Below are 21,996 nucleotides of genomic sequence, written 5' to 3' on the forward strand. Positions count from 1 at the left end.
AATCAAGCAAATCAAGCAAATCAAAGGAGATCGAAATGCGCGAGATGTTCTGGAAGATGTGGAAGCTGGCACGCCGGGACGCCGGAATGGTCACCTCCGAGTACGCGATGGGGATCATCGCCGCCGTCGGGTTCGCGGCGGTCCTCTACGCGGTGGTGACGAGCGGGCAGGTCAGCGCGGAGCTCCAGGCCATCGTGAAACGAGCCCTCAGTGCGCGGATGTGAGCGGGGGAGCGGGGCGGACCGGGGGTTCGTGACCGCGGAGGCGGCCGTGGTGCTGCCGGTGCTGGTGGCGTTCACGATGGCGCTGGTGTGGGGGCTGCTCGTGGTGGCCGCCCAGATCCGGTGCGTGGACGCCGCCCGCACCGGGGCGCGGGCCGCGGCGCGGCAGGACGCCGAGGACGCTGTGATCGCGGTGACGAAGGAGGCGGCGCCGGACGGAGCGACGGTGACGGTGGGCCGCGAGGGCGACGAGGTGCGGGTGACGGTGGTGGCGAGGCCGCCGGTGCTGGGCGCGTTGCCGTTCGAGGTACGGGAGTCGGCGGTCGCCTTGGCGGAGGGGCCGTGAGGGGGCAACGGCCGGTCGTTCGGCTGCCGGTGCGTCGGGGCTGGTCGCGCAGGTCCCCACGCCCCCGTGGAGCGCCGGACCGGGGGTCCGCCACAGTCTGGAACGTCGGTGCGATCGCCGTGCTGTGCGTGGTGTTCGGGGTGGTACTGGGGCTGGGGCACGCCGTGGTCGTCCGGCATCGCGCCGCCGGTGGTGCCGACATGGCCGCGCTCGCCGCGGCCGACCACTGGGCCGAGGGGACGGCGGCGGCCTGCGCCCGGGCCGACCGGGTGGCACGGGCGCAGGGTGCGCGGCTGACGCGGTGCGTGATCGTCGGGGACGTCTCGGATGTCTCGGCGGTCTCGGGCGGGGACCCGTTCGCGGCAGAGGTCCGAGCCAGAGCCGGCCCCGCTACGACGCGCCCCTGACAACGCGCCCCCGACAACGCGTCCCAAAGGGGCTCGGGACTGCGCGACCAGCCCCCACCGGCCCGCAGCCGAACGACTACCCCGTCGGCGCCCCTTTCAGCAGCACCGTGAGGAGTCGCACCGCCCCCCGCTTGTGCAACGGCTCGTTCCCGTTGCCGCACTTGGGCGACTGGATGCAGGACGGGCACCCGGCCTCGCACTCGCACGCGGCGATCGCCTCCCGCGTCGCCGTCAGCCACGTGCGGGCCGTGTGGAAGGCGCGTCCCGCGAAGCCGGCGCCGCCGGGGTGGCCGTCGTAGACGAAGACGGTCGGCAGGAGCGTGTCGGGATGCAGCGGGATCGAGACGCCGCCGATGTCCCAGCGGTCGCAGGTCGCGAAGAGCGGGAGCAGACCGATGGAGGCGTGCTCGGCGGCGTGCAGGGCGCCGCCGAGGATCTCGGGGGCGATCCGGGCCTCGTCGAGCTGGTCCTCGGTGACGGTCCACCAGACCGCGCGGGTGCGCAGCGTACGCGGAGGGAGGTCGAGCTTCGTCTCGCCCAGTACCTCGCCGGTGATGAGCCGGCGGCGCAGGAAGGAGACCACCTGGTTGGTGACCTCGACGGAGCCGTAGCAGAGGCGGCCGTCGCCCCAGGGGATCTCGGTGTCGGTCTCCAGGACGGAGATGGCCGTGGTGTCGCGGGCGACCGTGGAGTACGGCGGCTCGGCCTGCTCGACCAGGGCCACCGAGTCCTCCAGGTCGAGGGAGCGGACGAGGTAGGTGCGGCCCTGGTGGAGGTGGACCGCGCCCTCGTGGACCGTGGAGTGGGCGGCGCTCGCGTCCACCGTGCCGAGCAGGCGTCCCGTGCCCGCCTCGACGACCTGCACCGGGCGGCCGCCCTCGCCACGGATGTCGGTCAGGTCGGCGGCCCGCTCCCGGCGGGTCCAGTGCCAGGCCTTCGTCCGGCGGCGCAGCAGCTTCGCGGCCTCCAGCTGCGGCAGCAGTTCCTTGCAGGCGGGGCCGAAGAGGGCGAGGTCGTCGTCGGTGAGCGGGATCTCGGCCGCGGCGGCGCACAGGTGCGGGGCGAGGACGTACGGGTTGTCGGGGTCGAGGACGGTCGATTCCACCGGTTGGTCGAACAGGGCCTCGGGATGATGGACGAGGAAGGTGTCCAGCGGGTCGTCGCGGGCGACCAGGACCGCGAGGGCACCCTGCCCGGTGCGCCCGGCGCGACCCGCCTGCTGCCACACAGAAGCCCTCGTACCGGGGTATCCGGCGATCAGTACGGCGTCCAGCCCGGAGACGTCCACACCCAGCTCCAGGGCCGTTGTGGCGGCAAGTCCGAGGAGCTCCCCGGAGTGCAGCGCGCGTTCCAGGGCGCGCCGCTCCTCGGGGAGGTAGCCGCCGCGGTAGGCCGCGACACGCCGGGCCAGGGAACGGTCCACCTCGGCCAGCCGTTCCTGGGTGATGACGGAGATCAGCTCCGCGCCGCGTCTGGACCGCACGAAGGCGACCGAGCGCACGCCCTGCACGGCGAGGTCGGTCAGCAGGTCGGCGGTCTCGGCGGTCGCGGTGCGGCGGACCGGGGCGCCCTTCTCGCCGTGCAGCTCGGTCAGCGGCGGCTCCCAGAGGGCGAAGACCAGCTCGCCGCGTGGGGATGCGTCGTCGGCGATCTCCACGACCGGCAGGCCGGTGAGGCGGCCGGCGGCCACGGCCGGCTCGGCGGCGGTCGCGGAGGCCAGCAGGAAGACCGGGGAGGCGCCGTAGCGGGCGCACAGGCGGCGCAGCCGGCGCAGCACCTGGGCGACGTGCGAGCCGAAGACGCCCCGGTAGGTGTGGCACTCGTCCACGACGACGTACTTCAGCGACTTCAGGAAGGCGGACCAGCGGGCGTGCCCGGGCAGGATCCCGCGATGCAGCATGTCGGGGTTGGTGAGCACGTAGTTGGCGTACTGGCGGATCCACTCCCGTTCCTCGTACGGGGTGTCGCCGTCGTACACCGCGGGGCGCACCGAGTTTCCCAGCGGTTGTGAAAGTTCCTTCACGGCACGGCACTGGTCGGCCGCCAGCGCCTTGGTGGGCGCCAGGTAGAGGGCGGTTGCGCCGCGGCCGTTGGCGGCCTCGGAGCCCTCCAGCAGGGTGGACAGGACCGGTACGAGGTAGGCCAGGGACTTGCCGGAGGCGGTGCCGGTGGCCACCACCACCGAGTCGCCGTCCAGGGCGTGCTCGGCGGCCAGCGCCTGGTGCTCCCAGGGATGCTCGATGCCGCACTCCTGCACGGCCGCGACGACCTCCGAACGAATCCGGTCAGGCCAGACGGCATGCCGACCCGCACGCGGGGGCAAGTGCTCCGTATGAGTGATGCGCGAAGCCCGGCTCGGCCCGGAGGCGAGCCGGTCCAGGACCGTGCCCGGAGAGAAGCCGGACACGGCCGGAACCGGCGGTCGATCGGATCGGTGATTTATGGCCATCGGGACCGAGTGTGTCACTGGCATGACGGACAATGGGGCCAAGGCGTCGTGCACGCCTGCCGTAAGTGATTGAATGCCATTGCGGCTGGCGAACCGTCCCGGGGGCCGCAAGCCGAGGTGTCCCGAGGGGCGACCGCTCGATAGCAAGGTGCTGGAGGATCCGTGGACCTGTCCCTGTCGACTCGTACAGTCGGCGATCGTACGGTCGTCGAGGTCGGTGGCGAAATCGACGTATATACCGCGCCCAAGCTGCGCGAGCAGCTGGTCGAGCTGGTGAACGACGGGAATTTCCACCTCGTCGTCGACATGGAGGGCGTGGACTTCCTCGACTCCACCGGGCTCGGCGTGCTGGTCGGCGGCCTGAAGCGGGTGCGTGCCCACGAGGGCTCGCTGCGCTTGGTGTGCAACCAGGAGCGCATTCTGAAGATCTTCCGTATCACCGGCCTCACCAAGGTGTTCCCGATCCACACCTCGGTCGAGGAAGCGGTGGCGGCCACCGACTGACCCCGGGCCGGCCGACGTACCACGGACCGCCGATCGGTCCGTGCCGTCCGGCCGGCCCTCGGCACGGGCCCGTACGCGCCATGCGCCGTACGGACGTCCGTGCCGACCCCCGCCCGTTCGGGCCCGCGTGCCCGTTCCGGCAGCCGTGCTCGGGCCGCAGTGCCCGCGGCGGAAGCAATTCATCGGGGGGCTCCGGGTTCTTCGGCGGCCCGGCCCCCCACCGCACGCCCGTAGTTCCGAGGGGGACGTATGGCCACCGTTGAACTCCGCTTCAGCGCGCTGCCCGAGCACGTCCGCACCGCCCGGCTGGTGGCGGCGGCGGTGGCTCGCAGGGCCGGAGTGGACGAGGCCGTCCTGGACGAGGTCCGGCTGGCCGTCGGCGAGGCCTGTTCCCGTGCTGTGGGTCTGCACCAGGCCGCCGGCATCACCGAGCCGGTGCGGGTGGCGCTGACGGAGGAGGAGAAACAGTTCTCCATCGAGGTCGGCGACGAGGCACCCCATTCCGTTCCCGGCGACCGGGCATCCGGTGGCGCGGCGGACGCGGACGTGGAGGCCGAGGAGGACGAGATGGGGCTCGCGGTCATCAGTGGCCTCGTGGACGACGTGGAGGTCACGGCAGGGGAGCACGGCGGGCTGATCCGCATGACCTGGCCGACGACCCCGCCCGGAGTCGCGCTCACCTGAGAGTCACCCACGCGTCACCCTGTACGTGTGCCGAAGGGCCCCCTGAGCGGGGCCCTTCGGCATGTCCGCACGTCCGCGGCCCCGCGTCGCCCACGGCCGGTCGTACAGTGATCTCTTGCTATGGGTTTAGTGAATTCATTCACGATCAATCGGGCCATAATTCGATCAAGTAAACGCCGTCGTCAATGCTTTTGGGGCATTACCGCTTTCGGGTTCCCCGGCGTCCTCTCGATCATTTGCTGAAGAGCGCGAGAAGGCTAATTCCGTTTACCGTCCCCTGTTTAGATCACTCGCGGGTACCTAGAATCCGTCCACATCTTGAGCTCAGCCCAAGCGTCAAGGAGGACGAATGGCGGGGCTTTCTACCCCTCATCAGGTGGGCCACCACCCCACAACTCTCGCAGCCGCAGTCCTGACCGACGACAACCGGGTCCTGGTGGCGGTCATCGCCGCCGTGGCGCTGGCCGCGCTCGTGGTCGCCTGGATCCTGGTACGCCAGGTGCTCGCGGCGGGCGAGGGCACCGACAGCATGAAGAAGATCGCGGCGGCGGTCCAGGAAGGCGCCAACGCCTATCTGGGCCGGCAGTTGCGCACCCTCGGCGTATTCGCCGTCGTGGTGTTCTTCCTGCTCCTGCTGCTGCCCGCGGACGACTGGAATCAGCGCGCCGGCCGATCGATCTTCTTCCTGATCGGCGCGGCCTTCTCGGCGACCACCGGTTATATCGGCATGTGGCTCGCCGTGCGCAGCAATGTGCGCGTGGCCGCGGCGGCCCGGGAGGCCACCCCGGCGGAAGGCGAACCGGAAAAGGATCTCACCGCCGTCTCGCACAAAGCCATGAAGATCGCTTTCCGCACGGGCGGCGTCGTCGGCATGTTCACGGTGGGGCTCGGCCTGCTCGGCGCCTCCTGCGTGGTGCTGGTGTACGCGGCCGACGCGCCGAAGGTGCTCGAAGGCTTCGGCCTCGGTGCCGCCCTGATCGCCATGTTCATGCGTGTCGGCGGCGGCATCTTCACCAAGGCCGCCGACGTCGGCGCCGACCTGGTCGGAAAGGTCGAACAGGGCATTCCGGAGGACGACCCGCGCAATGCCGCGACCATCGCCGACAACGTGGGCGACAACGTCGGCGACTGCGCGGGCATGGCGGCCGACCTCTTCGAGTCGTACGCCGTGACCCTGGTCGCCGCGCTGATCCTCGGCAAGGCGGCCTTCGGCGACTCCGGACTGGCCTTCCCGCTCCTGGTACCGGCCATCGGTGTGCTCACCGCGATGGTCGGCATCTTCGCGGTCGCCCCGCGCCGCAGCGACCGCAGCGGCATGAGCGCCATCAACCGCGGCTTCTTCATCTCCGCGGTGATCTCGCTCGTGCTCGTCGCGGTCGCGGTCTTCGTCTACCTGCCGGGGAAGTACTCCGACCTCGACGGGATCGGTGACGCGGCCATCCGGGCCAAGGACGGCGACCCGCGGATCCTCGCGCTCGTCGCGGTCGCCATCGGCATCCTGCTCGCGGCCGTCATCCAGCAGCTGACCGGCTACTTCACCGAGACCAACCGGCGTCCGGTCATGGACATCGGAAAGACCTCGCTGACCGGTCCGGCCACCGTGGTCCTCGCCGGCATCTCGGTCGGTCTCGAATCGGCCGTCTACACCGCTCTGCTGATCGGTCTCGGCGTCTACGGCGCGTTCCTGCTGGGCGGTACGTCGATCATGCTCGCGCTGTTCGCGGTGGCGCTGGCCGGCACCGGCCTGCTCACCACGGTCGGCGTGATCGTCGCCATGGACACCTTCGGGCCGGTCTCCGACAACGCCCAGGGCATCGCCGAGATGTCCGGCGACGTCGAGGGCGCGGGCGCACAGGTGCTCACCAACCTGGACGCCGTCGGCAACACCACCAAGGCCATCACCAAGGGCATCGCCATCGCCACCGCCGTCCTCGCGGCGTCGGCGCTCTTCGGGTCGTACCGGGACGCGATCACCACGAACGTGCAGGACGTGGGCGCGAAACTGAGCGGCGCCGGCTCCCCGTTGACCCTGTCCATGGACATCTCGCAGCCCAACAACCTCGTCGGCCTCATCGCCGGCGCGGCGGTCGTCTTCCTCTTCTCCGGACTCGCCATCAACGCCGTGTCGCGGTCGGCGGGTTCGGTGGTCTTCGAGGTGCGGCGGCAGTTCCGCGAGCACCCCGGGATCATGGACTACACGGAGACGCCCGAGTACGGCAAGGTCGTCGACATCTGCACCAAGGACGCCCTGCGCGAGCTGGCCACGCCGGGACTGCTCGCCGTGATGGCGCCCATCTTCATCGGGTTCACCCTCGGTGTCGGTGCCCTCGGTTCCTACCTCGCGGGCGCGATCGGCGCGGGCACCCTGATGGCCGTCTTCCTGGCCAACTCCGGTGGTGCCTGGGACAACGCCAAGAAGCTCGTCGAGGACGGGCACCACGGCGGCAAGGGCAGTGAGGCCCATGCCGCCACGGTCATCGGCGACACGGTCGGCGACCCCTTCAAGGACACCGCGGGCCCCGCGATCAACCCGCTGCTCAAGGTCATGAACCTGGTCTCGCTGCTCATCGCGCCCGCGGTGATCAAGTTCTCCTACGGCCATGACAAGAGCATCGGTGTCCGCATCCTGATCGCGGTCCTCGCGCTCCTCGTGATCGTCGGAGCGGTGTACGTCTCCAAGCGGCGCGGCATCGCCGTCGGCGACGACGACGACAGTGCCGAACGGGTGGCCAAGTCGGCCGATCCCGCGGTGGTCTCGTAGGCGGTCTTACGACGCCCACCGGGGCGCTCGCGAGAGGTCCCGGCCAACGAGCGGGCGGATGGCGCGTGTTGTCGCGCCATCCGCCCGTTTCGTGTTCTCGGGCCCGTGCACGGCTCCCGGCCTTCGCACCCTGTGACCGATTTACGCGGTAAGCATGCTGTGTGCGCCGTTTCGTCGTGAGCCTTCTCTCCCCCGAGCAAAGCATCATAAAAACGGACTAAAAGGTGCCGATCGTGAGGGTCGCGGCCGTCCGCCGTGTAGATTCCGGGGGCCGAGAGCCATGGAAGGGACCGATCCGGTGAACAAGAAGCTCGCGGCCGCACTGTCCGGCGGTGCGGTACTGGCAGGGGCGCTGTCCGGGTGCAGCAGCGGCGACAAGGGCCCCGACCCGAAGCTGATCGCCTGGGCCAAGACCGTGTGCGACGCGGTACCGGCGCAGGACGCGAAGATCAAGGCGGCGAACGAGGCGATCTCCACGACCGCCTCGGACACGACGAGTTCGGCCGCGACCATCCAGAAGACCGACTCCCAGGCCTTCCAGGACATGTCCGACGGCTACAAGGCGCTCGCCGCGGCCATCAGCAGCGCCGGCGCGCCCCCCGGGGTGGACGACGGCGCCAAGCGCCAGCAGAACGTCGTCACGACCCTCAACAGCCTCTCCGCGTCCTACGCCGACCTGAAGAAGAAGGTCGACGCGCTCGACACCAAGAACCAGGCGAAGTTCGCCTCCGGGCTGCAGGACGTCGCCTCCCAGACGACGCAGCTGGAGGCGCAGAGCAAGAGCGGTACCGCGGCGCTGAACGCCCTGGAGCAGGGCGAGGTCAAGGACGCGATCGCCGAGCAGGCCAGCTGCAAGAAGGTCTCTTCGGCGCCGTCGTCCGGGGCGTCGGCTCCGGCGTCGTCGGCCTCGTCGACCGCGGGCTGAGGCCGGGGCTGAATCTCGATGAGGCTGGGGCCGAGCCTCGATGGGCCGGGCCCGAGCCTCGACGGGGCCGGATCCGGGCCTGGGCGGGCCGGGGCCGGGCCTCGGGGGCCGAAGCCGGGGCCGGGGCGGGGTCCGTGCGCCGGGCGGAGTCCGTTCCCGTGGCCGTGTGCTGAGCCCGTGTTCGGGCCCGGCCGCGGGCCACAATGGAGGGCGTGACTGACTCCGGCCTCGCCGCCCTGCCCGCCTCCGACCGCCCCGACGCCGCCGCCCGGCTGCGCACCGCCCTGCTGGGTTCCTCCTTCACCGCCGACGGCCTGCTCGACCTGCTCGGCGCGCCCGCCTACGCGGCTCTGGCCCGCAGCGAAACGGTGCCCGCGCTGCGGGCGACCCGCGGGGACACGCCCCTGGAGACGCTCGTCCGGCTGTTCCTCCTCCAGCAGCCCGTGCCGCACGCACGCGTGGCCGGCGTCCTGCCCGTCGACGACCTCCTGGACAGCGGCTGGCTGACCCGGGTGGGCGGCGACGAGGTCGCGGCCACCGTGGACGTACGGCCGTACGGCGGGCCCGACGGCGAGGACTGGTTCATCGTCTCCGACCTCGGATGCGCCGTCGGCGGTGCGGGCGGCATCGGCCAGCGGCACGAAGGAGTCGTCCTCGGGGTCGGCGGCGCGTCCACGACCCTCGCCGGCATCACCGTCCGCACGCCCGTCGCCGCCGCTCTGGACCTCGGCACCGGCTCCGGGATCCAGGCGCTGCACGCCGCCCAGCACGCCACGCGCGTGACGGCGACCGACCTGAACCCGCGCGCGCTGCACATCACGGCGCTCACGCTGGCGCTCTCCGGCGCACCGGCGGCCGACCTGCGCGAGGGCTCCCTGTTCGAGCCGGTCAAGGAGGGGGAGACCTACGACCTGATCGTGTCCAACCCGCCGTTCGTGATCTCTCCGGGCGCCCGGCTGACGTACCGGGACGGCGGGATGAGCGGGGACGATCTGTGCCGTTCGCTCGTTCAACAGGCCGGGGAGCGGCTGAACGAGGGCGGGTTCGCGCAGTTCCTCGCCAACTGGCAGCACGTCGCGGGGGAGGACTGGCAGGACAGGGTCAGGTCGTGGGTGCCGCGCGGCTGCGACGCGTGGATCGTGCAGCGCGAGGTGCAGGACGTCAACCAGTACGCCGAGTTGTGGCTCAGGGACTCCGGCGACCACCGCGGGGACCCGGCGGAGTACCAGGCGCGGTACGACGCGTGGCTCGACGAGTTCGAGGCGCGCAAGGTGAAGGGGGTGGGATTCGGCTGGATCACGCTGCGCAGGACGGGCGCCGCCGTGCCCTCGGTCACGGTCGAGGAGTGGCCGCATCCGATCGAACAGCCGCTCGGCGAGACGATCCGGGCGCACTTCGACCGCCTCGACTACCTCCGTGACCACGACGACGCCGATCTTCTGGAAGGCCACTTCAGGCTCGCCGTCGAGGTGGTCCAGGAACAGGTCGGGCTGCCCGGCGCCGAGGACCCGGAGCACGTGGTGCTGCGCCAGCACCGCGGGATGCGCCGCGCGACCAAGGTGGACACGGTGGGGGCCGGGTTCGCAGGGGTGTGCGACGGCACGCTGAGCGCGGGGCGGATTCTCGACGCCATCGCACAACTGACGGGTGAGGACCCGGTGTTGCTGCGCGACCGCACGCCCGCGCAGATCCGGCTGCTGGTGGAGCAGGGGTTCCTGGAGCCGGCGGTCTGACGGAGCGGAAGACGTGCCGGCCGGGCACCCGGCCGTCTCGCGGGCGGGCCGGGCGACGACCCGGGGCCGGGCCTGCGGGACACGCCGGGAGAGGAAAAAGGCCGGAAAAATCTGGCCGGAACGTTCGCCCCGCGGTCCGTCGCCGGTTCGACGCCGGTCCGCCGCCGGTCCGCGGCTCGTCCGTCGATCTCATGTTCGAGGCGGTTACGGCCGCTCGTTCACCTCGATTTCGCCCGGCGGCCTCCCGCCCGCCGCTGCTGCGTGCCAGTCTCCGGGCGCTGGGCAGTCACGGGCGGCAGGGAAGGGGCGCGCGGGCCATGGAGAGCGGACCGGCGATCTTCGCGGGCGTGGTGTTCGCCCTGTTCGGAAGCGCGCTGCTGGTGTGGACCGGCGTCCGGGTCCGGCGTGGCGAATCTGTCGCCCAGGGTGTGAGTCAGGTCGCATCGGTGACCCTCGCGAGCCTCGCCGCGGTGATCTCGCTGGCCCTCGGTGCGTACTGCCTGACCCGCCTCTGAGGGGGCCCCTCCGGTAATCGGAGCATCACGCTCCGGACAGGGCCCGAAAGGGCGACCGGGGACTCCGGGCGGCAGGAATGGCGGTAGTCGGGTTACCGTTCGAGTGGCCGTTGTGAGCTTTTCCCGTTTGACACGGGGGCGGGATGTACCGTCACACTCCGCAGCGTCACCAAGTGAGCGGGCATCCGTGCCCGTGCCGCGACCCCGGGAGCAAGGCCTGGGGAGGCCCCAGCGTCGACCGGAGAGAAGAGCGAAGTTGTCCCCGACCAGCGAGACCGCACAGGGCGGCCGCCGACTCGTCATCGTCGAGTCCCCTGCCAAGGCGAAGACGATCAAGGGCTATCTGGGCCCCGGATACGTCGTCGAAGCGAGCGTCGGGCACATCCGTGACCTTCCCAACGGCGCCGCGGAGGTGCCCGAGCAGTACACCGGCGAGGTACGGCGCCTCGGCGTGGACGTCGAGCACGACTTCCAGCCCATCTACGTGATCAACGCCGACAAGAGGGCGCAGGTCAAGAAGCTCAAGGACCTGCTCAAGGAGTCCGACGAGCTCTTCCTCGCCACCGATGAGGACCGCGAGGGCGAGGCCATCGCCTGGCACCTCCAGGAGGTCCTCAAGCCGAAGATCCCCGTCAAGCGGATGGTCTTCCACGAGATCACCAAGGACGCGATCCGGGCCGCCGTCGCCAACCCGCGCCAGCTCAACCAGAAGCTCGTCGACGCCCAGGAGACCCGCCGCATCCTCGACCGCCTCTACGGCTACGAGGTCTCGCCGGTCCTGTGGAAGAAGGTCATGCCGCGCCTGTCGGCCGGCCGTGTCCAGTCCGTGGCGACCCGGCTCGTGGTGGAGCGGGAGCGCGAGCGCATCGCGTTCCGGTCCGCCGAGTACTGGGACCTGACCGGCACCTTCGGGACCGGCCGGGCAGGTGACCCGAGCGACCCGTCGTCGCTGGTCGCCCGCCTCCAGGCCGTCGACGGCAAGCGCGTCGCCCAGGGCCGTGACTTCGACTCGCTCGGGCAGCTGAAGACCGCGAACACCCTCCACCTCGACGAGGCGAACGCCCGCGCGCTCGCCGCCGCCCTGGAGAACACCCGGTTCTCGGTCCGCTCGGTCGAGTCCAAGCCGTACCGCCGCTCGCCCTACGCCCCGTTCCGTACGACGACCCTGCAGCAGGAGGCCTCGCGCAAGCTCGGCTTCGGCGCGAAGGCCACCATGCAGGTGGCCCAGAAGCTGTACGAGAACGGCTACATCACGTACATGCGTACGGACTCCACGACGCTGAGCGACACCGCGATCGCGGCCGCCCGCGCCCAGGTCACGCAGCTGTACGGCGCCGAGTACCTGCCCTCGGCCCCGCGGACGTACGCGGCGAAGGTCAAGAACGCGCAGGAGGCGCACGAGGCGATCCGCCCCTCGGGTGATCGTTTCCGCACGCCCGCCGAGACCGGCCTGACCGGCGACCAGTTCAGGCTCTACGAGCTGATCTGGAAGCGGACCGTCGCCTCCCAGATGAAGGACGCGACCGGCAACAGCGTCACGGTGAAGATCGCCGGCACCGCCGCCGACGGCCGGGACGTCGAGTTCAGCGCCTCCGGCAAGACGATCACCTTCCACGGCTTCCTCAAGGCCTACGTCGAGGGCGCCGACGACCCCAACGCCGAGCTGGACGACCGCGAGCGCCGGCTGCCCCAGGTCAGCGAGGGCGACGCGCTCAGCGCCGAGGAGATCACGGTCGACGGGCACGCCACCAAGCCCCCGGCCCGCTACACCGAGGCCTCGCTGGTCAAGGAGCTGGAGGAGCGCGAGATCGGCCGCCCGTCGACGTACGCGTCGATCATCGGCACCATCCTCGACCGCGGCTACGTCTTCAAGAAGGGCACGGCCCTCGTGCCGTCCTTCCTGTCCTTCGCCGTGGTCAACCTCCTGGAGAAGCACTTCGGCCGACTGGTCGACTACGACTTCACCGCCCGGATGGAGGACGACCTCGACCGCATCGCCGCCGGCCAGGCCCAGGCCGTGCCGTGGCTGAAGCGCTTCTACTTCGGCGAGGGCGGCGAGGACACCGCCCCCGGTGGCGCGGCCGACGCCGGCAACGGCGACGGGGACCACCTCGGCGGCCTCAAGGAGCTGGTGACCGACCTGGGCGCGATCGACGCGCGCGAGGTGTCGTCGTTCCCGGTGGGCAACGGCATCGTGCTGCGGGTCGGCCGCTACGGGCCGTACATCGAGCGCGGCGAGAAGGACGCCGAGGGCCACCAGCGCGCGGACGTGCCGGAGGACCTGGCCCCCGACGAGCTCTCCGTCGAGCTCGCGGAGGAGCTGCTCGCCAAGCCGAGCGGCGACTTCGAGCTGGGCGCCGACCCGGAGACCGGCCGCCAGATCATCGCCCGCGACGGCCGTTACGGCCCGTACGTCACGGAGGTGCTCCCCGAGGGCACCCCGAAGACCGGCAAGAACGCGGTCAAGCCGCGCACGGCCTCGCTCTTCAAGACCATGTCCCTGGACACGGTCACGCTGGCGGACGCGCTCAAGCTGATGTCGCTGCCGCGCGTCGTCGGCGCCGACGCCGAGGGCCAGGAGATCACCGCGCAGAACGGGCGCTACGGGCCGTACCTGAAGAAGGGCACGGACTCGCGGTCGCTCACCTCCGAGGACCAGCTCTTCACGATCACCCTCGAAGAAGCGCTGCAGATCTACTCCCAGCCCAAGCAGCGCGGCCGGGCGGCCGCCAAGCCGCCGCTGAAGGAGCTGGGCACCGACCCGGTCAGCGAGAAGCCGGTCGTGGTCAAGGACGGCCGCTTCGGACCGTACGTCACCGACGGGGAGACCAACGCGACGCTGCGCTCCGGCGACAGCGTCGAGACGATCACCCCGGAGCGCGGCTACGAGCTGCTCGCCGAGAAGCGGGCCAAGGCGCCCGCCAAGAAGACGGCGAAGAAGGCGCCCGCGAAGAAGGCCGCGGCCGCCAAGAAGGCCACGCCGGCGAAGAAGACGGCGGCCAAGAAGACCGCCGCCAAGAAGACGACGACGGCCGCGAAGAAGACGACCGCCAAGAAGGCGACGACCGCCAAGACGGCCGCGGAGGACTGAGAGCCGACCGCCCGGAGGGCTGAGAGCCGGCCGGTGGGACTGAGCCGGCCGTCCCAGGAGGGCCGAGCAGCCCTCAGGTCCTCACATCGGCTTCGCATTGTGCACGTCCCGGCATCAACTTGGTGTCGGGGCGTGCGCACCTGTGGACGGCCGCCGCGGTCTGTCGGCGGCTGCCGATAGGCTGAAAGCATGACGCGAGCCGAGCAGCCAACGGCCCCCCAGACAGATCCGGACGACGCGCTGGTAGCGGATTCCCGCGAGCGCGCCGTCCGCTCGCTGCTGCGCCGCCCCGAATTGAGGAGGTTGTGGAGCGCCCAGCTCGTGAGCGGGATCGGCGACAACCTGGCGTTGCTGGTGCTTGTCGTGCTCACGCTCCAGGCAGCCGTGGCCCAGGGTTCGTTCGGCGGCGGCTACCGCGGCGCGGCGCTGGCGGTGACGGTCGTCTTCGGGGTGCGCGTTCTCGCCACCCTGCTCTTCGGCGCCGTCCTGCTGGGCCCGCTCACCGCGCTGACCGCACAGGACGGCCCGCTCGACCGCCGCTGGACCATGGTCGGAGCCGACGGCCTGCGCACGGTTCTGCTGATCATCGCACCCCTGTGGATCGACTGGACCCCGGCGAACGCCCTGACGCTCGTCCTGGTGACGGCCTTCGTCACCGGAGTCGCCGAGCGTTTCTGGACCGTCTGCCGGGAGAGCGCGGCCCCCGCGCTGCTGCCCGCCCCGCCCCTGGAGGGTGCGACGGTACGACCGCTGCCCGACCACCTGGACGCCCTGCGCCGCCTCTCGCTGCGGACGACGTTCCTCGCGGTCCCGCTCGCGGCCGCCGCCCTGGTCGTCGCGTCGCTGGTCAACAACCTGCTGGGCACGGGCATCGCCTGGTTCGCCCAGCACCAGGCGGCCCTCGGCTCGTACGTGGCCGCCGGCCTGTTCGCCGCGTCCCTCTCGGTGCTGGTCTACCTGGAGGTGCCCGGCACCCGCACCCCGCGCGCGCGGTCGCCGCTGGAGGGCCTGCGCCGCCCCAGGACCGCCGCCGGCACCGACACCGGCCGCACCGGCGCCATCCCGCTCCTGGTGCTGGCCTGCGCCGCCGTCGCCGGGGCGATCTCCGCCGCGGTCGCCGTATCCGTTCTGCACGCCAGGGAGCTGCACGGCGGCCCGGTGCTCTACGGCCTGCTGGTGCTCGCCCTGACCGGCGGGGTCGCCGTCGGCATCCGCACGGCACCCGCGCTGCTCCCGACGCTCTCCCGCCGCCGCCTGCTGTTCCTGGCGATCGCCTTCACCGGCATCGCGCTGCTCGCCGCGGGCCTGGTCCCGGACGTCACCACCGTCCTGCTGATCGTCGCGCTGGCCGGCATCGGCGCGGGTGTGGCCGCCAACACCGGACACACCCTGCTCGACCAGGAGACCGAGGACTCCCGCCGGGCGCGGACGACCGAGCACCTGCACGCGGTGGTCCGCGTCGCCATAGCGCTCGGCGCGCTGATCGCCCCCCTGGTGGCCGCGCTGATCGGACCGCACCGCCTGGAGAACGGCAAGTTCGTCTTCGCGCACGGCGGCGCCGCGTTCACGCTGATGCTGGTCGGCGCACTGCTGCTGCCGGTCGCCGCCCTGGTGCTCGCCAAGGTCGACGACCGCGCGGGCGTACCGCTGCGCCACGACCTGCGGGACGCGCTGCTCGGCGGCGACGACCCGGCGCAGGCACCCACGGCCAAGGGCTTCTTCATCGCCCTGGAGGGCGGTGACGGCGCCGGCAAGTCCACCCAGGCCGAGGCCCTCGCCGAGTGGATCCGCGCCAAGGGCCACGAGGTCGTCCTCACCCGTGAGCCCGGTGCCACCCCGGTCGGCAAGCGGCTGCGCTCGATCCTCCTCGACGTCTCGTCCGCCGGCCTGTCGCACCGTTCGGAGGCCCTGCTCTACGCCGCCGACCGAGCGGAGCACGTCGACACCGTCGTCCGTCCCGCCCTGGAGCGCGGCGCGGTCGTCATCTCCGACCGGTACATCGACTCCTCCGTCGCCTACCAGGGCGCGGGCCGCGACCTGTCCCCGACCGAGGTCGCCCGCATCAACCGCTGGGCGACCGCCGGACTCGTCCCGCACCTGACCGTCCTGCTGGACGTGGACCCGGAGACCGCCCGTGAGCGGTTCACCGAGGCGCCCGACCGGCTGGAGTCCGAGCCCGCCGAGTTCCACGCGCGCGTACGGGCCGGTTTCCTCACCCTCGCCGCCTCCGACCCGGGCCGCTACCTCGTTGTCGACGCGGGTCAGGAGCCCGAGTCGGTCACCACGGTCGTCCGGGCCCGGCTCGACACCGTGCTGCCGCTGTCCGAGGCCGAGATCAAGGCCGCCGAGGAGGCGCGCAGGAAGGCCGAGGAGGAGGCCCGCCGCAAGGCCGAGGAAGAGGCCGCGCGCAAGGCCGAGGAGGAGCGCCTGGAGCGCGAGCGCCAGGAACAGCTCGCCAAGCTCCGTGCCGAGGAGGAGGAGCGCAAGCGCCGCGAGCTGGAGGAGGCGCAGCGCCGCGAGGCCGAACGGCAGGCGGAGGAGGCCCGGCTGCGGGCCGAGGAAGCGCGTAAGCGGGCCGAGGAGGAGCAGGCCCGGCTGCTCGCCGAGGAGAAGGCCCGCGCGGAGGCCGAGGCCCGCCGCAGGGCCGAGGAGGAACAGCGCCGCCGGCAGGCCGAGGAGGAGGCCCGGCTGCGCGCCGAGGCCGAGGAACGCCGCCTGGAGAAGCAGCGTAAGGCCGAGGAGGCCCTGCTCAAGGCCGAGCAGGCCCGGCGCGCCGCGGCGGAGGCGGCGGCAGCGGCCGACGTGGCCGCCCAGCAGTCCGCCGCACGGCAGCCGGCGGCTCCCGGCGTCACACCGGAGGCGACGACCATGCCGACGCCGGTGGTGAAGCCGGACACCCGGGACGACGAGACGAAGGTGCTGCGCCCGGTGCGGGACGAGCAGGCGCCCGCGGCCCAGGAGTCCGACGCCGAGGTGACCGCGGAGCTGCCGCAGCCGCCGGTGGCCCCTGCGGGTGCGGCCGACGAGACGGCGGTTTTGCCGCCGGTGAGGCCGGGCGCCGCCGACGAGACGGCGGTGCTGCCTCCCGTGGGCGCGGCCGACGAGACGGCCGTACTGCCGCCGGTGACGCCGGGAGCGGCGGACGAGACCGCCGTGCTGCCTCCCGTGCGGGACGACGCCGCGGTGCCCGCCGACGCCCCGGCGGACCGGATGCCGCCCGGCTTCTTCCGGGACGAGCGGGCGGGCGCGAACCCCGACGGCTCCGAGGACCGCACCCGCGAGATGCCCCAGGTCGACGCGGACGCCGCCGACGGCCCGGCCCGGCGCCGGCGCCCCCGGCCCGACTGGGCCGAGGAGACCCCGCTGGACGACCTGCCGTCGCTGGCGGACGAACTGCTGGGGTCCTACGAGGAGCCGGAGTACGACGACGAGCGGGGCCGCCGCGGTCGCGGCCGGCGCGGCTGACAGCGCGGCCGGAAGCTCGGGTGCGGCGGGGGCGGCACGGGTCGGGGTCCGACCGGTGCCGCCCCGCCGTTGTCAGTGGGCACCCGCACAATGGAGTCCGGACCGCGGAACCGGCGCGGTCCGGACCACCGGAATCTCTGAACCGGTGCGTATGACGACTTCGAACCGGTAGGCATGACGATCTCGACCGGTACGTATGGCGAAAGGGCGGCGTGACCCATGACCGTGTGGGACGACCTCGTCGGGCAGGAGCGGGTGAGTGAGGTGCTCACCGCCGCCGCCCGGGACGCCGACGCCCTCGTCACCGCCGCCGCGACCGACCAGCCGCCGCCGGAGTCGTCGAAGATGACGCATGCCTGGCTGTTCACCGGCCCGCCCGGCGCCGGCCGCAACCAGACGGCGCGGGCCTTCGCCGCCGCCCTGCAGTGCGTGAGTCCCGACCGCGCCCTGGGCGGCACCCCCGGCTGCGGCTTCTGCGACGGCTGCCACACGGCGCTGGTCGGCACCCACGCGGACGTCACCACGGTCGCCGCCGTCGGCGCCGAGATCCTGGTCAAGGACATGCGCGACACGGTCCGCAAGTCGTACACGTCCCCGGCGACCGGCCGCTGGCAGATCATCCTGGTCGAGGACGCCGAGCGGCTGAACGAGAAGTCGGCCAACGCCGTCCTCAAGGCCGTCGAGGAGCCCGCCCCCCGCACGGTCTGGCTGCTCTGCGCGCCCTCGCTGGAGGACGTGCTGCCCACGATCCGCTCCCGCTGCCGCCACCTGAACCTGCGCACGCCCTCGGTGGACGCGGTCGCCGACATGCTCGTCCGGCGCGAGGGCATCGAGCCCCAGGTGGCCGCGGCCGCCGCCCGCGCCACCCAGGGGCACGTCGACCGGGCCCGCCGGCTGGCCACCGACCCGGCCGCCCGCGAGCGCCGCGCGGCCGTGCTGAAGCTGCCGCTGCGGCTGGACGAGATCGGCGCGTGCCTGAAGGCGGCACAGGAGCTGGTGGACGCGGCGGCGGAGGACGCCAAGCAGCTCGCCGAGGAGATGGACGGCAAGGAGACCGAGGAGCTGAAGGCGGCGCTCGGGGCGGCCCAGGGCGGGCGCCTGCCGCGGGGTACGGCGGGCGTGATGAAGGACCTGGAGGACATGCAGAAGCGTCGCCGCACCAGGACCCAGCGCGACAGCCTCGACGTCGCCCTCACCGACCTGACCGGCTTCTACCGCGACGTCCTCGCGCTCCAGCTGGGCTCCAGGGTCGCGATCGCCAACGCGGACGCCGAGGACTCCCTGGAGCGGCTGGCCCGCGCCGGCTCCCCTGAGGCCACGCTGCGCCGGATCGAGGCGATCGCCGCCTGCCGGGAGGCCCTCGACCGCAACGTGGCGCCGCTGCTGGCCGTGGAGGCGATGACGATGGCGCTGAGAGCGGGCTGACGACGCCATCCGGGGCCCCGGGGTGTGCGGCGTTGACCAGGGTCACCCGTACGAGCCACAGTCGTCGCGCTCGGCACGGAGATCATTTTCCGGCGTTACGCTCGATTGATGCACATCAGGCGAATCACCCGCCGGACCCCGATTCGACCCCGAGCCCGCACCCGGACGATGGCGGCCGCCCTGCTCTCGGCCGCCACCCTGCTCGCCTCCGCCTGCTCCTCCGCGGGGAACGCGTCGACGGCGACGTCGGCGGCCACCTCGGCCGGCACCGCCCAGCTGGCCGCGCTGCCCCGCTCGACGCCCTCCGCGCTGGTGCCGTACTACGACCAGAAGCTCACCTGGCGCGAGTGCGGTGTCCCCGGTTTCCAGTGCGCGACGATGAAGGCCCCGCTGGACTACGCCGAGCCCGGCGCGGGTGACGTCCGGCTGGCGGTCGCCCGCAAGAAGGCGACCGGCAAGGCGAAGCCGCTCGGATCGCTGCTGGTCAACCCGGGCGGGCCGGGTGGCTCGGCGGTGGACTACCTCCAGCAGTACGCGGGCATCGGCTACCCCGCCGAAGTGCGGGCGCGCTACGACATGGTCGCCGTGGACCCGCGCGGAGTCGCCCGCAGCGAGCCGGTCGAGTGCCTGGACGGGCCGCAGATGGACACGTTCACCGAGACCGACATGACCCCCGACGACCAGAGGGAGACGGACCGGCTGGTCGAGGAGTTCAAGACGTTCGCCGAGGCCTGCGGCAAGCACTCGGCGCAGCTGCTGCGCCATGTCTCCACCGTCGACTCGGCGCGGGACATGGACATCCTGCGCGCGGTGCTCGGCGACCCGAAGCTGAACTACGTGGGGGCGTCGTACGGCACCTTCCTCGGCGCGACCTACGCCGGCCTGTTCCCGTCACGGGTCGGCCGGATGGTCCTGGACGGCGCGATGAACCCGTCCCTGTCCGCGCGCGAGCTGAACCTCCAGCAGACGGCGGGATTCGAGACGGCGTTCCAGTCCTTCGCCAGGGACTGCGCGAAGCGCACTGACTGCCCGCTCGGCGCCAAGGGCAGCACGCCGACGCAGATCGCCGACGACCTCAGGACGTTCTTCCAGAAGCTGGACGCGCACCCCGTCCCGACCGGTGACCCCGACGGCCGGAAGCTCACCGAGTCCCTCGCGACCACCGGCGTGATCGCGGCGATGTACGACCAGGCCGAGTGGGAGCAACTGCGCGACGCCCTGCGCACGGCGATGAAGGACAACGACGGCGCGGGTCTGCTCGCCCTCTCCGACAGCTACTACGAGCGGGACTCCGACGGCCGCTACTCGAACCTGATGTTCGCCAACGCCGCGGTGAACTGCCTGGACCTGCCGCCCGCCTTCACCAGCCCCGAGGGGGTCGACAAGGCGCTGCCCGAGTTCGAGAAGGCGTCCCCGGTGTTCGGCCCGAACCTGGCGTGGGCGTCGCTGAACTGCGCGTACTGGCCGGTGCGGGCGACGGGGGAGCCGCACCGGATCGCGGCGAAGGGCGCCGCTCCCATCGTGGTGGTCGGCACCACCCGCGACCCGGCGACCCCCTACCCCTGGGCCCGGTCCCTGGCCGCCCAGCTCTCCTCGGGCCGCCTCCTCACCTACGTCGGCGACGGCCACACCGCCTACGGCCGGGGCAGCGCCTGCATCGACACCGCTATCGACACCTACCTCCTCGACGGCACCCCACCGGCGAAGGGAAAGCGCTGCTCATAGCCCCTGCGGCCGGCCCCGGAGCCCCCGCTCCGGGGCGTGTTCGGACCACCCCCGGAAACTGTGTAGACTTACCGACGTCGCTGATCGCACCATAGTGCGGGCGACGCGCCGCTTTAGCTCAGATGGCCAGAGCAACGCACTCGTAATGCGTAGGTCTCGGGTTCGAATCCCGAAAGCGGCTCCACTGAAGCCCAGCTCAGACAGTGTCTGAGCTGGGCTTTCTCGTTCAGCGGATGCGGCGGCGACGCTGGGCGCGGGCCGCGCGGCTGTCGCCGGTCTCAGTTCTGGTCTCAGTTGTGGGTTCCGGCGCGGGATCCGCGCTGGCCGGGCGAGGCATGAAGTGGTCCCCCATGCGGCGCATCGCATCCTTCGAGAGATGCGACCGCCCCTGCACGTACCGCCGGGTCTGACTGATCTGGGTATGCCGCAGGATCTCCATGATCGTGGGCATGTCGACCCCGAGTTCGTTCAGGATCGTGCCGGCGGTGTGGCGGCTCCCGTCGTACAGGCGGCGGTCGTCGATCCCGGCTTCGTCCAACAGTTCCTTGAATTCCTCCCAGTCCTGTCGGGGATCGAGGGGGCGCCCGTCCGGCCGGCAGAAGACCAGCTTGTGATCCTCCCATCCGTCCCCCGCCTCGGCGCGGGCCTCTTCCTGCTGCGCCTTGTGCTCGCGCAGGTACGGGATGAACGGCGGCGGGATCGGCACGGCGTTCCGGCTCTTCTTGGTCTTGGGGCGAGTAAAGACCAGGCCGCCGTCTTTCCGGTCGGGGCAGGCGCGGGCGTGCCCGGTGCAGCCCTTCGGGCACGGCTTCGGGCAACCACGCTTGTAGCCCTTGTGGGTGGTGCAGCCGTCCGCGCACGACTCGAACCGGTGGAACTTCGCACCGCACGCGTGAGGGGCCTTGCAGCCGTGCCGCCATGTGAGGCGCTGAAGCTGCCACTGGGGGCGGAACAGCTCGTTGTCGAAGTCGACGTACGGCCACCTGAGACCGAGGGTCTCGCCCTGCCGGAAGCCCATGCCGACGCCGACACACCACCGCATGAAGGTGGGTCGCTTGGCGGCGGCTTCCAGGAAGGCCTTGGCCTCTTCCGTCGTGAACGGGTTGGCCTCGGTCTCGTCGACCGTCGGGGGGTCAACGAGGGTGGCCACGTTCTCGACGACCAACCGGCGACGGTGGGCGATTTTCAGCGCACGCGATAGGATGCGGTGCACTTTGAGCACATGGGAGGGAGCGTGTCCCTCGTTGAGCATGACGCGGTACATCCGCTCCAGGTGCTCCGGCTGGAGCTTGTCGAGCCGGTGCTTTCCGATGCCGGGGATGATGTCGTTCCTGGTCTTGGACCAGTAGTCGTCAAGCGAGCGCGGTTTGAGCTTCAGGGACGCGATGTCCGTGAGGTAGGTGGTCATCCACTGCTCCACGGTCGGCTTGCGGCCGGCCTTGGGCGCGCGCCCCTTGTCGCGCAGGTCTTCCAGTTCACGGACCTTGCGCTTGACCTCAGCTGGCGTCCGGGCCCGGCGGTGGCGCCGGTCGGGACTGCCGTCGTCCTTGACGCCCATGGTCACGCGGCCGTGCCACCAACCGTCGCTGCCCTCGTAGATGGACGACTCCATGTTGGGGTTGCGGGTGCTCATGCACTCCTCCATGAGAGAAGCCGCCCCGGACGTGTGTCCGGGGCGGCTTCGGGTGGTCTTGGTCAGTTGGGGAGCAGTTCGAGGCTGTTCGCGTAGGCCTCAAGCACGTCCC

Annotated in this window: 15 protein-coding genes and 1 tRNA gene; 14 read left to right on the forward strand and 2 right to left on the reverse strand. The window is 71.7% G+C overall.

Annotated elements, in window-relative coordinates:
* The first annotated feature begins 35 nt into the window (after nt 1-35).
* Genes JF597_RS25105 through JF597_RS25115 form a run of 3 tightly spaced genes read left to right on the forward strand, consistent with a single transcriptional unit; the run spans nt 36 to nt 974 of the window.
* Nucleotides 36-224, forward strand: coding sequence for a DUF4244 domain-containing protein (locus JF597_RS25105; RefSeq protein WP_293998900.1), 189 nt, complete (start codon nt 36-38; stop codon nt 222-224).
* Between the two features lie 28 nt (nt 225-252).
* Entirely contained in the window at nt 253-567 is a 315-nt protein-coding gene (locus JF597_RS25110) for a TadE family type IV pilus minor pilin (RefSeq protein WP_293998902.1), read from the forward strand.
* Between the two features lie 29 nt (nt 568-596).
* Nucleotides 597-974 carry an Rv3654c family TadE-like protein gene (locus JF597_RS25115; protein WP_293998986.1) on the forward strand — a complete coding sequence of 126 codons (378 nt, stop codon included), beginning with the start codon at nt 597-599 and terminating at the stop codon, nt 972-974.
* Between the two features lie 76 nt (nt 975-1,050).
* Here the strand turns inward: JF597_RS25115 and JF597_RS25120 are convergent, their stop codons facing one another.
* Nucleotides 1,051-3,423, reverse strand: a complete 2,373-nt coding sequence (locus tag JF597_RS25120) for a DEAD/DEAH box helicase (protein ID WP_293998904.1) — start codon at nt 3,421-3,423, stop codon at nt 1,051-1,053.
* Nucleotides 3,424-3,585: 162 nt separating this feature from the next.
* Between JF597_RS25120 and bldG the strand changes: the two genes are divergently transcribed.
* The 11 genes from bldG to JF597_RS25175 all read left to right on the forward strand — a co-directional run bounded on the left by bldG (nt 3,586) and on the right by JF597_RS25175 (nt 20,435).
* Nucleotides 3,586-3,927, forward strand: coding sequence for an anti-sigma factor antagonist BldG (gene bldG / locus JF597_RS25125; RefSeq protein WP_010986038.1), 342 nt, complete (start codon nt 3,586-3,588; stop codon nt 3,925-3,927).
* A gap of 249 nt (nt 3,928-4,176) precedes the next feature.
* Nucleotides 4,177-4,611, forward strand: coding sequence for an ATP-binding protein (locus tag JF597_RS25130; protein WP_293998958.1), 435 nt, complete (start codon nt 4,177-4,179; stop codon nt 4,609-4,611).
* A 349-nt stretch (nt 4,612-4,960) separates the two neighbouring features.
* Nucleotides 4,961-7,372: a sodium-translocating pyrophosphatase gene (locus tag JF597_RS25135; RefSeq protein ID WP_293998961.1), complete on the forward strand. Its 2,412-nt coding sequence runs from the start codon at nt 4,961-4,963 to the stop codon at nt 7,370-7,372.
* 280 nt (nt 7,373-7,652) lie between these two features.
* Entirely contained in the window at nt 7,653-8,297 is a 645-nt protein-coding gene (locus JF597_RS25140) for a small secreted protein (RefSeq protein WP_293998964.1), read from the forward strand.
* Nucleotides 8,298-8,500: 203 nt separating this feature from the next.
* Nucleotides 8,501-10,030, forward strand: coding sequence for a class I SAM-dependent methyltransferase (locus JF597_RS25145; protein ID WP_293998967.1), 1,530 nt, complete (start codon nt 8,501-8,503; stop codon nt 10,028-10,030).
* A 317-nt stretch (nt 10,031-10,347) separates the two neighbouring features.
* On the forward strand, nt 10,348-10,545 hold the full coding sequence (locus JF597_RS25150) for a hypothetical protein (RefSeq protein WP_293998970.1): 198 nt from the start codon (nt 10,348-10,350) through the stop codon (nt 10,543-10,545).
* A gap of 256 nt (nt 10,546-10,801) precedes the next feature.
* On the forward strand, nt 10,802-13,636 hold the full coding sequence (gene topA / locus JF597_RS25155; RefSeq protein WP_293998973.1) for a type I DNA topoisomerase: 2,835 nt from the start codon (nt 10,802-10,804) through the stop codon (nt 13,634-13,636).
* Nucleotides 13,637-13,825: 189 nt separating this feature from the next.
* On the forward strand, nt 13,826-17,101 hold the full coding sequence (tmk, locus tag JF597_RS25160) for a dTMP kinase (protein ID WP_293998976.1): 3,276 nt from the start codon (nt 13,826-13,828) through the stop codon (nt 17,099-17,101).
* A gap of 219 nt (nt 17,102-17,320) precedes the next feature.
* Nucleotides 17,321-18,526 (forward strand): DNA polymerase III subunit delta', encoded by a 1,206-nt coding sequence (locus JF597_RS25165; protein ID WP_293998978.1) that lies wholly within the window; start codon nt 17,321-17,323, stop codon nt 18,524-18,526.
* A gap of 108 nt (nt 18,527-18,634) precedes the next feature.
* Entirely contained in the window at nt 18,635-20,251 is a 1,617-nt protein-coding gene (locus JF597_RS25170) for an alpha/beta hydrolase (protein ID WP_293998980.1), read from the forward strand.
* 107 nt (nt 20,252-20,358) lie between these two features.
* Nucleotides 20,359-20,435, forward strand: a tRNA-Thr gene (locus tag JF597_RS25175).
* A gap of 42 nt (nt 20,436-20,477) precedes the next feature.
* Here the strand turns inward: JF597_RS25175 and JF597_RS25180 are convergent.
* Entirely contained in the window at nt 20,478-21,884 is a 1,407-nt protein-coding gene (locus JF597_RS25180) for a tyrosine-type recombinase/integrase (protein WP_293998982.1), read from the reverse strand.
* Nucleotides 21,885-21,996 lie beyond the last annotated feature (112 nt).

It is taken from the genome of Streptomyces sp., assembly GCF_019510245.1.
Taxonomy (GTDB): domain Bacteria; phylum Actinomycetota; class Actinomycetes; order Streptomycetales; family Streptomycetaceae; genus Streptomyces.

What these genes read in the sequence shown, in the direction of transcription:
- JF597_RS25105 (WP_293998900.1), top strand. Translation starts at nt 36, where the DNA reads ATGCGCGAGATGTTCTGGAAGATGTGGAAGCTGGCACGCCGGGACGCC.
- JF597_RS25120 (WP_293998904.1), bottom strand. Translation starts at nt 3,423, where the DNA reads ATGGCCATAAATCACCGATCCGATCGACCGCCGGTTCCGGCCGTGTCC.
- JF597_RS25130 (WP_293998958.1), top strand. Translation starts at nt 4,177, where the DNA reads ATGGCCACCGTTGAACTCCGCTTCAGCGCGCTGCCCGAGCACGTCCGC.
- JF597_RS25135 (WP_293998961.1), top strand. Translation starts at nt 4,961, where the DNA reads ATGGCGGGGCTTTCTACCCCTCATCAGGTGGGCCACCACCCCACAACT.
- JF597_RS25140 (WP_293998964.1), top strand. Translation starts at nt 7,653, where the DNA reads ATGGAAGGGACCGATCCGGTGAACAAGAAGCTCGCGGCCGCACTGTCC.
- JF597_RS25145 (WP_293998967.1), top strand. Translation starts at nt 8,501, where the DNA reads ATGGAGGGCGTGACTGACTCCGGCCTCGCCGCCCTGCCCGCCTCCGAC.
- JF597_RS25150 (WP_293998970.1), top strand. Translation starts at nt 10,348, where the DNA reads ATGGAGAGCGGACCGGCGATCTTCGCGGGCGTGGTGTTCGCCCTGTTC.
- tmk (WP_293998976.1), top strand. Translation starts at nt 13,826, where the DNA reads ATGACGCGAGCCGAGCAGCCAACGGCCCCCCAGACAGATCCGGACGAC.
- JF597_RS25165 (WP_293998978.1), top strand. Translation starts at nt 17,321, where the DNA reads ATGACCGTGTGGGACGACCTCGTCGGGCAGGAGCGGGTGAGTGAGGTG.
- JF597_RS25170 (WP_293998980.1), top strand. Translation starts at nt 18,635, where the DNA reads ATGCACATCAGGCGAATCACCCGCCGGACCCCGATTCGACCCCGAGCC.
- JF597_RS25180 (WP_293998982.1), bottom strand. Translation starts at nt 21,884, where the DNA reads ATGAGCACCCGCAACCCCAACATGGAGTCGTCCATCTACGAGGGCAGC.